The following is a 13,971-nucleotide window of genomic DNA, read 5'->3' as shown; positions in this document are numbered from 1 at the left end:
CAGACAATCTCAGGCTCACGATTCCTCGGCGAAGCGGTCCTTCGCGACGAAGTGATCGATGGCGCGGTTCGTTCCCTTGTACGTCATCCGGCGGGCGAGCACCGCGGCGCCGGCGGACAGGGCGGCAAACCCGACTGCCTGGATCACCGTGATCTGGTCGTCGTCGAGGTCCCTCGGTGCCGCGTGACCTGTGCTCTTCTGCCAGATCATGACGACGGCCCGCTGCGCCAGCCATCCGGCCGCGAGCGTGAGCACCATCGCGCCCGCTTTCACGGCGAGGGCTTCGTACTTGGCCACGTGCGTCCTCCCAGCTCGAGTCTCTCGGTGCCGCACCACCGTATCGCCCGTGCCGCTGCCTGGCACTTGTGACGCACCCAGCCTGTGACGCACCCAGCCGTCGGGGGCTCACAGCCATCACCCTGGCGGCGGTAGGCTGGCACGGAACGACAGGGGAGCGCCGCGGGCGCTGAGAGTGCGGACCACCGCAGACCCTCGAACCTGATCCGGTTAGCACCGGTGGAGGAAGTCGGGCTTCTCGATCCCTGTGCTCGTCCGTCGCGCCCTCGGGCTTCGAGGCGGCGGGCGCGGGCCCCCTTCTCGACGTCAGAGGAGGAACACCACCATGACCACCACGACCCGCCGCACCAGGACGAGCAGGGCCGCGGCCGCTGTCGTCGCCGTCGGGCTGCTGCCTGTGCTGGCTGCCTGTGGCAACGCTTCCGCGCACGGCGACGCGAGCAGCGCGAGCGCTGCGTCCGGCACTGTCACCCTCGTCACGCACGACTCCTGGGCGGTGTCGAAGGACGTGCTCGCCGCGTTCGAGAAGGAGAGCGGCCTCACGGTGAAGCAGGTGCCGATGGGCGACGCCGGCACGCTCGCCAACCAGATGGTGCTCACGAAGGACTCGCCGCTCGGCGACGTCGTCTTCGGCATCGACAACACGTTCGCGTCCCGGGTGGTCGACGCCGGCGCGCTCGAGCCGTACACGCCCGCGGGGCTGTCGAAGTCGGCGCACCCCTACGTCGTCGGCAATGGCGCGCTCACGCCGATCGACCTCGGCGACGTCTGCCTCAACACCGACATCGCGTGGTTCGAGAAGCACGGGCTGTCGGAGCCGAAGACCCTCGAGGACGTCGCGAAGCCCGAGTACAAGAACCTTCTCGTCGCGATGAACCCGGCATCGTCGTCGCCGGGCATGGCGTTCCTGCTCGCCACGATCGGCGCCTTCGGCGACGACGGCTACGGCGGCAAGGGCTGGACCGGCTACTGGGCCGATCTCAAGGCCAACGGCGTCAAGGTCTCCGACTCGTGGGAGGACGCCTACTACGCGGAGTTCTCCGGCGCGGGCCAGGGCGGTACGCGCCCGATCGTCGTCTCGTACTCCACGTCGCCGGCCTACACGGTGACCAAGGACGGTTCGTCGACCACGACACGCGCGCTGCTCGGCACCTGCTTCCGCCAGGTCGAGTACGCGGGCATCCTGAACGGTGCCCAGAACCCGGCCGGTGCGAAGAAGCTCATCGACTTCCTCGTCTCGCAGCCGTTCCAGGCCGACATCCCCGGGCAGATGTACATGTACCCGGCCGACTCCTCGGTCGAGCTGCCCGCCGAGTGGACGACGTTCGCCCCGCTGGCGGACCAGCCGTTCGCCGTGTCGCCGGCCGACATCACTGCGAACCGCGACGCCTGGATCGAGAAGTGGACGACGACGGTCGTCGGCTGACGTCCACCACCGTGGGTGCAATCTTGGGGGGACTGAGGCACCGCAAGGCCCCCAGGATTGCGCCCGCGGCGGCTGGATGGGCGGTGGCCGTCGCCGTGCCGCTGCTGTTCCTCGGGGTGTTCTTCGTGTGGCCCCTCGTCGCGATCGTGGGGCGCGGGTTCGTCGCCGAGGGCGGCGGGATCGATCTCACCGGGCTGCGGGGCGTGCTCGGCAGCACCCGCACGTGGCGGCTCGTCGGCGTGACGCTCGGGCAGGCGACCGCCGGCTCGGTCGGCTCCGTGGTGCTCGGGATGCCCGTCGCGTACCTGCTCTACCGCACGCGGTTCCCGGGCCGGGCCGTGCTGCGCGGCGTCGTCACGGTGCCGTTCGTCCTGCCCACCGTCGTCGTCGGCGTCGCGTTCAAGGCGCTGTTCCAGGAGGGCGGGCTGCTCGGGTTCGCCCGGCTCGAGGAGACCTTCGCGGCCGTCGTCGTCGCGCTGGTGTTCTTCAACGTCTCCGTCGTGGTGCGTACCGTCGGTGGGCTGTGGGAGCGGCTGGACCCCCGCGCCGAGCAGGCGGCCCGCGCGCTCGGCGCGTCGCCCGCGCGTGCGTTCCGCACCGTGACGCTCCCCGCTCTGACGCCGGCGATCGCCTCGGCCGCCGCCGTGGTCTTCCTCTTCTGCTCGACGGCGTTCGGCGTCGTCATGGTGCTCGGCGGTGCGGGCTACAACACCGTCGAGACCGAGATCTACCGGCGCACCACGCAGTTCCTCGACCTTCGGACGGCGGCGGTCCTCTCCATCCTCCAGCTCGTGGTCGTGACCGCGGCCCTCTGGGTCGCAGGGCGCGCCCGCGCACGCCGCGAGCGCGCGCTGCACCTCGAGCACGAGGACGTCGCCGCGCACCGGTGGAGCCCTCGCAGCCTGCCCGACGCCGCTGCGGCCCTTGCGACCGTGGTGGTCGTGGGCGGGCTCATCGTGCTGCCCCTCGCCGTCCTGGTGGCCCGGTCGTTCCGCACGGCCGACGGAACCTGGGGGCTCGACAACTACGTGGCGCTCGGCACCACGGGCGGCCGCAACGCGCTGGTCGTCACCGTCTGGGAGGCGCTGGCGACCTCGCTGCGTACGGCGCTGATCGCCACGGCGATCGCGATCGTCGTCGGCGGCCTCGTGGCGCTCGTCGTCTCGCGGCGGCCGCGTGCACGGGCCGCGCGGCGGGCCGTGGGTGCCCTCGACGCCGTCGTGATGCTGCCGCTCGGCGTGTCCGCGGTGACGGTCGGGTTCGGGTTCCTCGTCACGCTCGACCGGCCGCTGGGCCTGAACGTGGACCTCCGGACGTCCGGGCTGCTGGTGCCGATCGCGCAGGCGGTGGTCGCGACCCCGCTCGTCGTGCGGACCGTGCTGCCCGTGCTGCGCGCCATAGACCCGCGGCTGCGGGACGCGGCCGGGGTCCTCGGCGCTGCGCCCGGGCGCGTGCTGCGCGACATCGACCTGCCGATCGCGCTGCGCTCGCTCGGGCTGGCCGTCGGGTTCGCGTTTGCCGTGTCGCTCGGCGAGTTCGGGGCGACGGCGTTCCTCGCGCGGCCTGACGCGGCCACGCTGCCCGTGGTGATCTTCCGGCTCATCGGCCGGCCGGGCGCGCAGAACTACGGCATGGCGCTGGCGGCGTCGGTCGTGCTGGCGGTGCTGACCGCCGTCGTCATGATGGTGGCCGAGCAGCTGCGCGGGGACCGTGCGTCCGGTGCGGCCGGAGGGGAGTTCTGATGGGCGGGCTCTCGGTGCGCGGCGCCGTCGTGCGCTACGGCTCCGGGGAGACGGCGACGACGGCGGTGGCCGGCGTCGACCTCGACGTGGCCGACGGCGAGATCCTCGCGCTCCTCGGCCCGAGCGGTTGCGGAAAGTCGTCGCTGCTGCGAGCCGTGGCCGGCCTCGAGCCCCTCGCGGCCGGGACCGTCGCGTTCGACGGCGAGGACCTCGCCGGGGTGCCGGTGCATCGCCGCGGGTTCGGGCTGCTGTTCCAGGACGGGCAGCTGTTCGCGCACCGCGACGTCGCGCGCAACGTCGCCTACGGGCTCGAGACGGCCCGGGTGCCGCGCGCGCAGAGGGGCGAGCGGGTGCGCGAGCTGCTGGACGCCGTCGGGCTCGCCAGGTACGGGCGGCGCTCGGTGTCCACGCTGTCCGGGGGCGAGCGGCAACGCGTTGCTCTCGCACGGGCGCTTGCCCCGCGCCCGCGGCTTCTGCTGCTGGACGAGCCGTTCTCCGCGCTCGACCGGGCGCTGCGCGAGCGGCTGGCCGTCGACGTGCGCGACGTGCTGCGCGACACCGGGACGACGGCGGTCTTCGTGACGCACGACCACGACGAGGCGTTCACGGTGGCCGACCGCGTGGGGGTGATGCAGGCGGGGCACCTGCTGCAGGTCGCGCCGCCCGAGGAGCTGTGGCGGGCGCCGGCGTCGCGCGCGGTGGCGGCGTTCCTGGGTTACCAGGCGTTCGTGCCGCGCGAGGTGGCCGGGGGCACCGCGGGCGCCACGAACGACGGCGGGACACGGCCTGCCGACGCGACGGATGCCGGTGGCTGGCTCGCCGTCGGGCCGAACGGGCTGCGCGTGCTTCCCACAGACCTGTCAGGGCGAGGGGGTGCCGGAGCGCGCGGTGGGGCTGACACGTCGTGGAGTGCTCGCGTGGTCGCCGGGGCGTTCCGGCGGGGGCGCACGGAGCTGACCGTGGACGTCGACCTCGGGGCGGGGCCGCAACGCCTGGTCGCGCAGCTCGACGGTGTCGCGCCTCCGGCGCCGGGGGCGACGGTCACGGTGGGGCTCGACGCGGCGGGCTGTGCCTTCGTCGGCTCCTCGCCTCAGCGCGACTCCCTTTCGGCGTAGCAGTTGCTGGCGCTCTGCCGTGCAGAGCGCCAGCAACTGCTACGCCGAAAGGGAGGGAGGCGCGGCACGCAGCAGCAGCCTCCGCAGAACGCGGAGGCAGAGGCGCTGGGGCGCGTCAGGCCGCCGAGAGGCGGGCGATCTCCTCCGGGGTCAGCGTCAGCGACACCGCCTCGGCCGAGTCCTCGATCGACTCCGGCCGTGAGGCGCCCGGGATCGGGATCACCACCGGGGCCAGGGCGAGCTCCCACGCCAGGCAGACCTGGAAGGGCGAGACGCCGTGGGCCTCGGCCACCTGGAGGAACGGGGCGTACGAGTCCCCGAGCTCGCCCGAGCGGGCCAGCGAGATGCCGCCCAGCGGGCTCCACGGGAGGAACGCGATGCCGAGCTCGGCGCACAGCTCGAGCTCGGGGAGCGACGAGCGGAAGCGCGGCGAGAACTGGTTCTGCACCGAGACGAGGCGCCCGCCGAGGATCGACCGCGCCTCGCGGATCTGGTCCGGGTTGGCGTTGGAGATGCCGGCCATCTCGATGACGCCCTCGTCGAGGAGGTCCCGGATCGCGCCCACCGAGTCGGCGTACGGCACGCGCGGGTCGGGCCGGTGGAACTGGTACAAGCCGATCGCCTCGACGCCGAGCCGCTTCGCTGACGCCTTCGCGGCGTCCTTGAGGTAGGCCGGGTCGCCGTTCTGCGTCCACGAGCCGTCGCCGGGGCGCAGGTGGCCGCCCTTGGTCGCGACGAGCACGTCGGAGACGTCCGAGCCGTAGGAGCGCAGCGCCCGGGCGAAGAGCTCCTCGTTGTGGCCCACCTCGCCGGCGTCGCGGTGGTAGGAGTCGGCCGTGTCGATGAGGTTCACGCCGGCGTCGAGCGCGGCGTGGATCGTGGCGACCGAGCGCGCCTCGTCGGGGCGGCCTTCGATGGACATCGGCATGCCGCCGAGGCCGATCGCGCCGACCTGACGGTTGCCGAGGGTGCGGGTCTGCATGGGGGTCCTTCCGGTGTCGAATCGTTCCGACGCCGACCCTACGCCACCGACGAGTTGTCAGACGCAGGGCCGTCGCTAGGGTGGGCCGGCGGTCAAGCCCGCCGAGACGGCCCCGGGGGGCACGTGGTCTCGCCGAGCTCGACCGCCGGGACTCGGAGTGTCAGGCGGGCGTGCCCGTGACCGTCGCGCCGGACTTGGTGACCAGGTAGTCGACCGTCTCGCCGCTCCAGAAGTGGAACGTCAGCCGCACCTGGGCGCCGTCGGCGATCTCGGCGAAGAACGCCGGGCGCAGCACGATCTCGCCCGCCGCCGCGTCCGGAAGGAACGTCGCGTCGAACTCCTTGTACGTGGTCCAGGAGTTCGGGCCGGCGCCCGACCCGTCGGCGTAGCGGGCCTCCATGGTCGCGAGCCGGTCGCCGCGGAACGCCGTCGGGATCGCGAAGTCGGCGGTGGTGCCCGACGCCGCCTGGAGCGTCGGCGCGTCCGCCGCAACGACCTCCACGCGCCATGGCAGGCCCTGGTTGAACCTCACGCCGACCCAGGCGTGCGAGCCGTAGGCGCCATCGGTCACGAGGCCGGCCAGGAACGACGCCGACAGGGTGAGCACGTCGCCGTCGAGGCGGTACTCGTCGTCGTGCAGGCGGCGGCCGGCGAGCCACACGCCGGTCACCTGCTTGCCGTGCCGGTCGAGCTGCACCTGCTGGTCGGTCACGGCGCCCGGGCGGACGAACACCTGGTCGGTCGAGCCCGTGCCGGACCGTGTGGTCCAGCTCGAGGAGATCGCCGCGAACAGCTCCGGGTCGTGCCACTGGAACGACGTGCGGTCCAGGTGCTGGCCGTTGTCCCAGAGCATCGTCGTGACGCCCGTCGAGCGGGCCAGCGCGCCGAGGTGCTCGAAGAACTTCAGCTTCTCGCCGCGCTCGATGGTGCCCGTGCTGCGGTCGAAGCCGAGCAGGCCGTACTCGCCGAGGATGACGGGGATGCCACGGGCCACGAGCGTGTCGTGGACGCGCGCGAACGCGCCCTCGGTGTCCGCCTGCGCGGTCGCGTCGTACCGGTAGCCGCCCGCGATGTTCACGCTGAAGGGCCAGTAGCCGTAGTAGTGGAACGTCGCGGCGACGTTGGCGTCGTGCAGGGAGCCGATGGTCTGGGCGAGCGAGTCGAGGCGAGCCTGGCCGGAGTCGGTGTGCAGCATCGGCAGCACCAGGACGCGATCGGCGTTCTCGCCGCCGGTCGCGCGGACGGTCCGCGTGAAGTCCACGTTGAGCTCGTCGAGCAGCGGGTACGCGGCGTCGTCGCTGATCCCGGCGAACTGGGGCTCGTTGAGGCTCTCGAGCAGCAGCTGTCGCGGGTGGTCGCGGAACCGCTCGGCGACCTGCTGCCACGCCGCGGTGAGCTGGGCCACCACCTGGTCGTGCTGCGTGGGCATCTGGTTGACCCACATCCACGAGTCGTGGTGCACGTCGAGCAGCACGTACAGGCCGGCGTCGAGCGCCTCGTCGACGACCTCCTCGACGCGGTCCAGCTCGGCCGGGTCGATGGTGTAGTCGGGGGCCGGGCCCTGGAACTGGCCCCACGTGACGGGGATGCGGACGCTGTGGAAGCCGTTGTCCGCGAGCGACTCGAACAGCTCGGGCGTGACGCGGGGGTTGCCCCACGCGGTCTCGTCCGCGCCGAGCGCGTCGAAGGTGTTGCCGAGGTTCCAGCCGGGCTGCATCGCGGCAACCACCTGGGTCGCGGACAGCGGCGCGTTGCTGTGCTGGGGGTCGGGTGCGGCTGCCGCCGGGCCGGCGATGCCGACCCCTAGCGCCGTCGCGGCGACGAGCGCCGTCGCGCTCGTCCGCAGGCGTCGTGACATGCGGGTGCTCTCCCTCGAGCCGTGGGGCGACGATGCCCCGAGGACGCGGCCGGGCCGCGGGCCAAGACGGTGGGTCTCAGCGCTTCCCTGGGGAACGTAGGGGAGGAACATCGCGCAAGCAACGGGCGGACTTCCGCTTTGACCAGGAGTTTCATCGAAGGCGTCGACGGCGGTGGCCGGGATCGTCGAAATCGGCGAGCGGTTTCGACGCTGCCCGGCCACCGCCGGTCGGAACGCAGGGTGGTCGCGACAGGCTCAACCACCCGGAGAGCGGGTCAGGAGCGACGCAGCTCGCGGTAGCGCCTCACCAGCGACTGCGTCGACGGGTCCTGCGTGGCCAGCGCGGCCTCGTCGCCCGAGACCGCCGGGGCGACCTCCAGCGCGAGCTTCTTGCCGAGCTCCACGCCCCACTGGTCGAACGAGTCGATGCCCCAGACGATGCCCTGCGTGAAGGTGATGTGCTCATACAGGGCCACGAGCTGGCCCACGACCGACGGCGTCAGCTCGGGCGCGAGGATCGACGTCGTCGGGCGGTTGCCGCTGAAGACGCGGGCCGGGACGATCGCCTCGGCCGTGCCCTCGGCGCGCACCTCGTCCGCCGTCTTGCCGAAGGCGAGCGCCTTGGTCTGGGCGAAGAAGTTCGCGAGGAACAGCTCGTGCACGTCGGCCCCGGCCTGGACCGCCCCGCCGTCGCCCTCGATGTCGACCAGCGGGTACGCCGGCTTGGCGACGGCGATGAAGTCTGCCGGGATGAGCTGCGTGCCCTGGTGGATGAGCTGGTAGAAGGCGTGCTGGCCGTTCGTGCCGGGCTCGCCCCAGAAGACCTCGCCGGTCGCGGTGGTGACGGGCGTGCCGTCCCAGCGCACCGACTTGCCGTTCGACTCCATCGTGAGCTGCTGCAGGTAGGCCGCGAAGCGGTGCAGCTGCTGCGCGTAGGGCAGGACGGCGTGCGTCGCCGCGCCCAGGAAGTTGACGTACCAGACGTTGAGCAGGCCCATGAGGGCGGGCACGTTGCGCTCGAGCGGCGTCGTGCGGAAGTGCCCGTCGATGAGACGGAAGCCGCTCAGGAGGTCGCGGAAGCGCTCCGGGCCGATGGCGATCGCCACGGACGTGCCGATGGCCGAGTCGACCGAGTAGCGGCCGCCCACCCAGTCCCAGAACCCGAACGCGTTGGCCGGGTCGATGCCGAACGCGGCGACCTTGTCGAGCGCGGTCGAGACGGCGACGAAGTGCTTGCCTACGGCGGCGCGGCGGGCCTCGTCCGTGTCCTTGACGACGCCGCGCCCCACGAGCGCGTCGAGCAGCCAGGCTCGCGCGAGGCGGGCGTTGGTGAGGGTTTCGAGCGTGCCGAACGTCTTGGACGCGACGATGAACAGCGTGGTCTCGGGGTCGAGGTCCGCCGTCTTCAGCGCGACGTCGGTGGGGTCGATGTTCGAGACGAACCGGACGGTCAACCCCTCCTGCCGGTACGGGGCCAGCGCCTCGTAGACCATCACCGGGCCGAGGTCCGAGCCGCCGATGCCGATGTTGACGACCGTCTCGACCCGCTTGCCCGTCACGCCCGTCCACTCGCCCGAGCGGACCTCGTTCGCGAACGCGCTGACCTTGTCGAGCTCCACGGCGACGTCAGCGTCCACGTCCTGGCCGTCCACGACCAGCGGTGGCTGGGTGCCCGGGGCACGGCGCAGCGCGGTGTGCAGGACCGCGCGGTCCTCGGTGACGTTGATGTGCTCGCCGGTGAACATGGCCTCGATGCGCTCGGTCAGGTTCACCTCCTGGGCGAGCCGCACCAGCAGCGCGAGCGTCTCGTCGGTGACGAGGTTCTTCGACAGGTCGACGAACAGCTCGCCGGCCTCGAGCGAGAGCCGCTCGGCCCGCTCCGGGTCCGCGGCGAACCACGCGCGCAGGTCGGCGTCGAGGCTCTGGTGATGGGTGGTGAGGTCGGCCCAGGCGCTGGTGGTGGTCGGGTCGACAGGAGGGGGCGTCGTCATGGGACCAACCTAGTGACGCGCGCGGGGGCGTGGGCAGCCTCGTGGACAACGCGCCCGTGCGGAGGGAGGATGCCCGCCGTGATCCACCCCGCCACCGGTTCCGTCGCCCTGGAGATCGCGGTGCAGGACGTCGCCGGCGCGCTGGTCGCCGCGCGTGGGGGCGCCCAGCGCATCGAGCTGTGCGCCGCGCTCGCCGCGACGGGCGGCCTCACGCCGTCGGCCGGGCTGGTCGCCGCCGTCGCCGACGCGCTCGCGGGCACGGGCGTGGGTGTCCACGTGCTGGTCCGCCCCCGTCCTGGCGCGTTCGTGTACGACGACGTGGAGGTCGGCGTCCAGGTGCGGGACGTGCGCGCGGTGCTCGACGCCGGGGCGGACGGCGTCGTCGTCGGGGCGCTGACGCCGTCGGGCGACGTGGACGACGTCGCGCTCGCCGCTCTCGCCGACGCTGCCGGCGGGGCCGAGCTCACGTTCCACCGGGCCTTCGACATGGCCCGCGACCGCGTCGCGGCCCTCGGCGAGATGCGTCGGGCCGACGTGCGCCGGGTGCTGACCTCCGGCGGCGCTCCGTCGGCCGCGGGGGGCATCGCAGAGCTCGCTCGGCTCGCGCCGATCGCCGCCGGCCTGGGCGTCGAGCTGATGGCCGGTGGCGGCGTGCGGCCCGGCGACGTCGCGCCGCTGGTCGCGGCCGGCGTCGACGCCGTGCACCTGTCGGCGCGGCGGCCGGTGCCGGGCGACGGCGGGCCGGGCGGCGGCGACGGCGGCTACGACGTCACGGACGCCGACGTCGTCGCGGCGGCGGCCGCGGCGCTCAGGGGCGCTTCTGGAACATCGCGGCACCTCCGGCAGGGCGGAACCCGAGCGCCACGTTGATCGCGAGCATGTGGTCGTTCTCCTCCGCGTTCCACGTGTGCACGCGGAGGGTGCCGGGCCGCAGCTCGGCGAGCCGGCGCAGGTTCGCGCTCTTGACGAGCATCCCCAGCCGGCGCCCGCGGTGGGGCTTGAGCACGATGGTGTCCCACTGGAACGCGTACGCATCCGGGTCGCGGTGCCAGGTGAGCATCGTCATGGCGGCAAGCTCTCTGGTCGCGACGTGCTCGGCGGCGGTGATGACGAAGTCGTGGCCCGACTCTGCCAGCGCCGTGTGCGAGCGCCGCACCCGCTCGGCGTCCCACACGTCCTCGCGGAAGTCGAGCTTGCCCATCGGGGCGTCGGTCGACATCCGGGTCTCGAGCAGTGCGAACGCGTCGAGCCATTGCTCGGGCAGCTCGCCGTGCCAGGCATGCAGGCGGTAGTCGTCGGCGTGCGGGACGGCGTCGGCCTCGAGCGCGTCGAGGCGCTGCGGGGGGACCGGCGTCGCGAGCGTCGACCGGCGGTCGACCTGCACCAGCTCGTAACCGTGCGCGAGCGCGAACCGCACCCCCGGCGCCCGGGCCGGCGCCTTGCCCGAGCCCGTCGGCGCGGGCAGCTGGGGCCCGTCGACGACCTCGGCGAACGACGCCTCGCCCTGGAGCGTGCCTCGGCCCGCCCTCGCCGCGACCTGCTCCCCGCGGGCGAGCAGCGCCGAGCCCACGCCGCGGCCGCGGTGCCCGGGGTGCACCTCGACGTGGACCCAGGCGGCGTGCTGGTTCGCAGTCGTCTGCCGGTCCACGCGCACCCAGCCCAGCACGGACTCCGGGGAGCCGTCGACGACGGCGTCGTCGACGGCGAGCAGCAGCGTCCGCTCCTCGTCCTCCTGGTGGGCCAGGTCCGTCGCCGAGTCGATCGCGCGCCACGCGACGTCGTCGTGGCCGTCGCGCTCGACGGTGACCGCGCGCGAGACACGCTCGAGCCCGCGGTGCGCCCAGCCGTCGGGGTCCTCCCCAGGAGCGACCTCCACGACCTGCCAGCCGGTGGTGCTCATGCTCTCAGCGTGTGCCCCGCCGAGACGCACGTCACGCCGATTTCGTCTCGCGGTGCGGGACGGGCGTTTTGACACCGATCCGCGTGTGCTGGAACCCTCACGCGCGACAGGTGCGCCTGTCGATCCCCGTCGAACACGACTCGAGGTTTTCGAATGACGAGAAAGATGCGTGCGGCGGCGGTCGTCGCCCTGGGTGCGGTCATCGCGACCCTCGCCTCCGGCTGTGCCCGGAGCCACGCGCCCGGTGGTCTCGACGACGTGCAGAACATCACGTGGTGGCACAACTCCGCGACCGGTTCGGGCAAGGACTACTACGACAAGGTCGCCACCGACTTCGAGAAGCTGCACCCCGGTGTCAACGTCGAGGTCCAGGCGATGGAGCACGCCGACATGCTCACCAGGATCGACGCGGCCATCAAGTCGGACGACCCGGAGCAGATCCCCGACGTCTTCATGTCGCGCGGCGGCGGCGAGCTCAAGAACGAGGTCAAGCAGGGCTTCACGAGGGACCTCACCAAGGTCGCCAAGGAAGAGCTGGCCAAGGTCGGGCGGTTCACCGACCAGTACACGATCGACGGCAAGACGTACGCGCTGCCGTTCTCGATGGGCATCGTCGGCGTCTACTACAACGCCGACCTGTTCGCGAAGGCGGGGATCACCGACGTCAGCCCGACGCCGACGATCGACGAATTCAACGGGTACATCGACAAGCTCAAGGCGGCCGGGATCACGCCGCTGTCCGTCGGCGCCGGCGACAAGTGGCCGGCGGCGCACTACTGGTACTACAACGTGGTCCGCGAGTGCGCGTTCGACACCGTCGAGTCCGCCATCGCCGACAAGGACTACTCCGACCCGTGCTTCCTCAAGGCGGGCGAGGACCTGCAGTCGCTCATCGCCAAGCAGCCGTTCAACGAGGGGCTCATGACCACGGGCGCCCAGGAGGGCCCGACGTCCGCCTCCGGCCTCCTCGCACGCGGACAGGTCGCCATGGAGCTCGCGGGCCACTGGGAGCCTGGTGTGACCAGCGGCCTGACGGACGACGGCAAGACGCCGGGCTTCCTCAAGTGGTTCGCCTACCCGACCTTCCCGGGCGAGGCCGGCGACCCGAAGGACCAGATGGGTGGCGGTGACGCCTGGGAGGTCTCGACGACCGCGCCGGACATGGCCGTCGAGCTCGCCAAGTACCTGCTCTCGGACGAGGTCCAGAAGGGCTTCGCCGCCCTCAACATGGGCCTGCCGACCAACCCGGCCGCGACCGACGCGATCGAGAACCCGGCACTCCGGGACCTCGTCGACGTGCGTGACGCCGGTGGCAAGACCCAGCTGTACCTGGACACGCGCCTCGGCTCGGCCATCGGCGACCCGATGAACAACGCCATCCAGCAGATGTTCGCGGGCCAGCCCGGCCCGCAGCAGGTCGTGGACGCGATCACCGCGGCGGCACGGTCCTGACGTCGAACGCGCCGCTCCCCGCCTGACCGGCGGGGAGCGGCGCGATGGTCACTCGGCGATCCTCACGCGCCCGGGGGCGGCGCCGTCGACTTGCGCACCACCAGGCTGGAAGGGAGCTGCACGTGGGCCTCGGTCTCGCGCCCCTCCAGCAGGGCGATCAGCATGTTCACCGCGCGCGCGCCCATCTCCTGCAAGGGCTGCGCGATCGTCGTCAGGCGCGGGGTGGCGCTCGCGGCCTCGGGGATGTCGTCGAAGCCGACGATCGACAGGTCGTGCGGGATGCGCAACCCCAGCTCGCGCGCGACCTCCATGACACCGAACGCCGAGAGGTCGTTGGCGGCGAAGACGGCGGTGGGCCGGTCGGGCAGTGTCAGCAGCTCGCGGGCCGCGTCCGTGGCCCACGCAGCCCGGTAGCCGCCGTCACGCACCAGCTCCGGGTCGAACGGGATGCCCGCGGCCGCGAGCGACTCGCGGTAGCCCTGCTCGCGCAGGCGCGCCGACTCGAGGTCGGTGCGGCCGCGCACGTGCGCGATGCGTGTGTGCCCGAGCTCGATGAGGTGACGGGTCGCAGCGCGCGCGCCCTCGATGTTGTCGCAGTCGATGGTCGAGGGACCGCCGGTGCCCGTGTGGGGGTCGACCGCGATGACCGGCACGCTCGCCGTCGGGAGGGTCACCGTGGGGGTCAGCAGGATGGCGCCGTCGATGAGCGTCCCGCCGAGCCGCGAGAGCGACCGGCGCTCCCAGCCCACCGCGTTGTCGTCGCTGATGGCGCCCGAGTACGCGAGGAGCTCGTAGCCCTTGCCGACGGCCTCGGCAGAGATGCCCTTGAGCAGCTCGGCGGCGAACGGGTCGAAGCCCGCGAGCAGGATGCCGATGACATTGGTGCGGCTGCGCCGGAGCGAGCTCGCGACGAGGGACGTCTCGTACCCGAGCCGCGCGACCACCTCCAGCACCCGCTCGGCGGTCGTCGAGGCCACGCCGTAGCGGCCGTTGACGACCTTCGACACGGTGGCTACCGAGACGCCGGCAGCGCGTGCGACGTCGTTGATCGTCACGCGACCGACGGTCGTGTGCACAGGGTTCATGGGGTGGGCGTCGGTGCTCACGGTGGCACCGTAGCCCGCCGTTCCCGAATCGTGACCGACCCAGGGCCGAACGAGACGAAATCGTTATCGACAACGATTGACACTCGAGGCCGGATCCTGCGA

11 protein-coding genes and 1 riboswitch are annotated in these 13,971 nt (G+C 72.5%); of the genes, 5 read left to right on the top strand and 6 right to left on the bottom strand.

Features of this window, described 5'->3' with window-relative positions; all coding sequences use genetic code 11:
• Positions 1-15 precede the first annotated feature (15 nt).
• Positions 16-258, bottom strand: coding sequence for a DUF4235 domain-containing protein (locus ACO4JP_RS18130; protein ID WP_425955361.1), 243 nt, complete (start codon positions 256-258; stop codon positions 16-18).
• Between the two features lie 180 nt (positions 259-438).
• Positions 439-542, top strand: a riboswitch (TPP riboswitch).
• Positions 543-622: 80 nt separating this feature from the next.
• On the opposite strand from ACO4JP_RS18130, the gene ACO4JP_RS18125 reads away from it, so the two are divergent.
• Genes ACO4JP_RS18125 through ACO4JP_RS18115 form a run of 3 tightly spaced genes read left to right on the top strand, consistent with a single transcriptional unit; the run spans position 623 to position 4,580 of the window.
• The gene (locus ACO4JP_RS18125) at positions 623-1,723 is read left to right on the top strand and encodes a thiamine ABC transporter substrate-binding protein (protein WP_425955360.1); all 1,101 of its coding nucleotides are present in this window, start codon (positions 623-625) and stop codon (positions 1,721-1,723) included.
• A 23-nt stretch (positions 1,724-1,746) separates the two neighbouring features.
• The gene (locus tag ACO4JP_RS18120) at positions 1,747-3,465 is read left to right on the top strand and encodes an ABC transporter permease (RefSeq protein WP_425955359.1); all 1,719 of its coding nucleotides are present in this window, start codon (positions 1,747-1,749) and stop codon (positions 3,463-3,465) included.
• Positions 3,465-4,580, top strand: coding sequence for an ABC transporter ATP-binding protein (locus tag ACO4JP_RS18115; RefSeq protein ID WP_425955358.1), 1,116 nt, complete (start codon positions 3,465-3,467; stop codon positions 4,578-4,580). Before ACO4JP_RS18120 ends, ACO4JP_RS18115 begins: the two co-directional genes overlap by 1 nt.
• Positions 4,581-4,695: 115 nt before the next feature.
• On the opposite strand, the gene ACO4JP_RS18110 is transcribed toward ACO4JP_RS18115, so the two are convergent.
• The 3 genes from ACO4JP_RS18110 to pgi form a co-directional block, all read right to left on the bottom strand.
• Complete coding sequence (locus ACO4JP_RS18110; protein WP_425955357.1) at positions 4,696-5,562, bottom strand: aldo/keto reductase; 867 nt, start codon at positions 5,560-5,562, stop codon at positions 4,696-4,698.
• 160 nt (positions 5,563-5,722) lie between these two features.
• Positions 5,723-7,420: a cellulase family glycosylhydrolase gene (locus ACO4JP_RS18105; protein ID WP_425955356.1), complete on the bottom strand. Its 1,698-nt coding sequence runs from the start codon at positions 7,418-7,420 to the stop codon at positions 5,723-5,725.
• Between the two features lie 275 nt (positions 7,421-7,695).
• Entirely contained in the window at positions 7,696-9,411 is a 1,716-nt protein-coding gene (gene pgi / locus ACO4JP_RS18100) for a glucose-6-phosphate isomerase (protein ID WP_425955355.1), read from the bottom strand.
• Between the two features lie 81 nt (positions 9,412-9,492).
• Here pgi and ACO4JP_RS18095 point away from each other — a divergent pair, with 81 nt between their 5' ends.
• Positions 9,493-10,281, top strand: a complete 789-nt coding sequence (locus tag ACO4JP_RS18095) for a copper homeostasis protein CutC (protein WP_425957144.1) — start codon at positions 9,493-9,495, stop codon at positions 10,279-10,281.
• Here ACO4JP_RS18095 and ACO4JP_RS18090 read toward each other — a convergent pair.
• Entirely contained in the window at positions 10,220-11,311 is a 1,092-nt protein-coding gene (locus tag ACO4JP_RS18090) for a GNAT family N-acetyltransferase (RefSeq protein WP_425955354.1), read from the bottom strand. The two genes, ACO4JP_RS18095 and ACO4JP_RS18090, sit on opposite strands and share 62 nt — an antisense overlap.
• 153 nt (positions 11,312-11,464) lie before the next feature.
• Between ACO4JP_RS18090 and ACO4JP_RS18085 the strand changes: the two genes are divergently transcribed.
• Positions 11,465-12,763 carry an extracellular solute-binding protein gene (locus tag ACO4JP_RS18085; RefSeq protein WP_425955353.1) on the top strand — a complete coding sequence of 433 codons (1,299 nt, stop codon included), beginning with the start codon at positions 11,465-11,467 and terminating at the stop codon, positions 12,761-12,763.
• Positions 12,764-12,825: 62 nt separating this feature from the next.
• On the opposite strand, the gene ACO4JP_RS18080 is transcribed toward ACO4JP_RS18085, so the two are convergent.
• Positions 12,826-13,848, bottom strand: coding sequence for a LacI family DNA-binding transcriptional regulator (locus tag ACO4JP_RS18080; protein WP_425957142.1), 1,023 nt, complete (start codon positions 13,846-13,848; stop codon positions 12,826-12,828).
• Between the last annotated feature and the right edge of the window lie 123 nt (positions 13,849-13,971).

Origin of the sequence: Xylanimonas sp. McL0601, assembly GCF_049852175.1 — a bacterium.
GTDB lineage: Bacteria > Actinomycetota > Actinomycetes > Actinomycetales > Cellulomonadaceae > Xylanimonas.
Note: the sequence above shows the minus strand (reverse complement) of the source record. Positions and strands in the feature narration are given on the sequence as shown.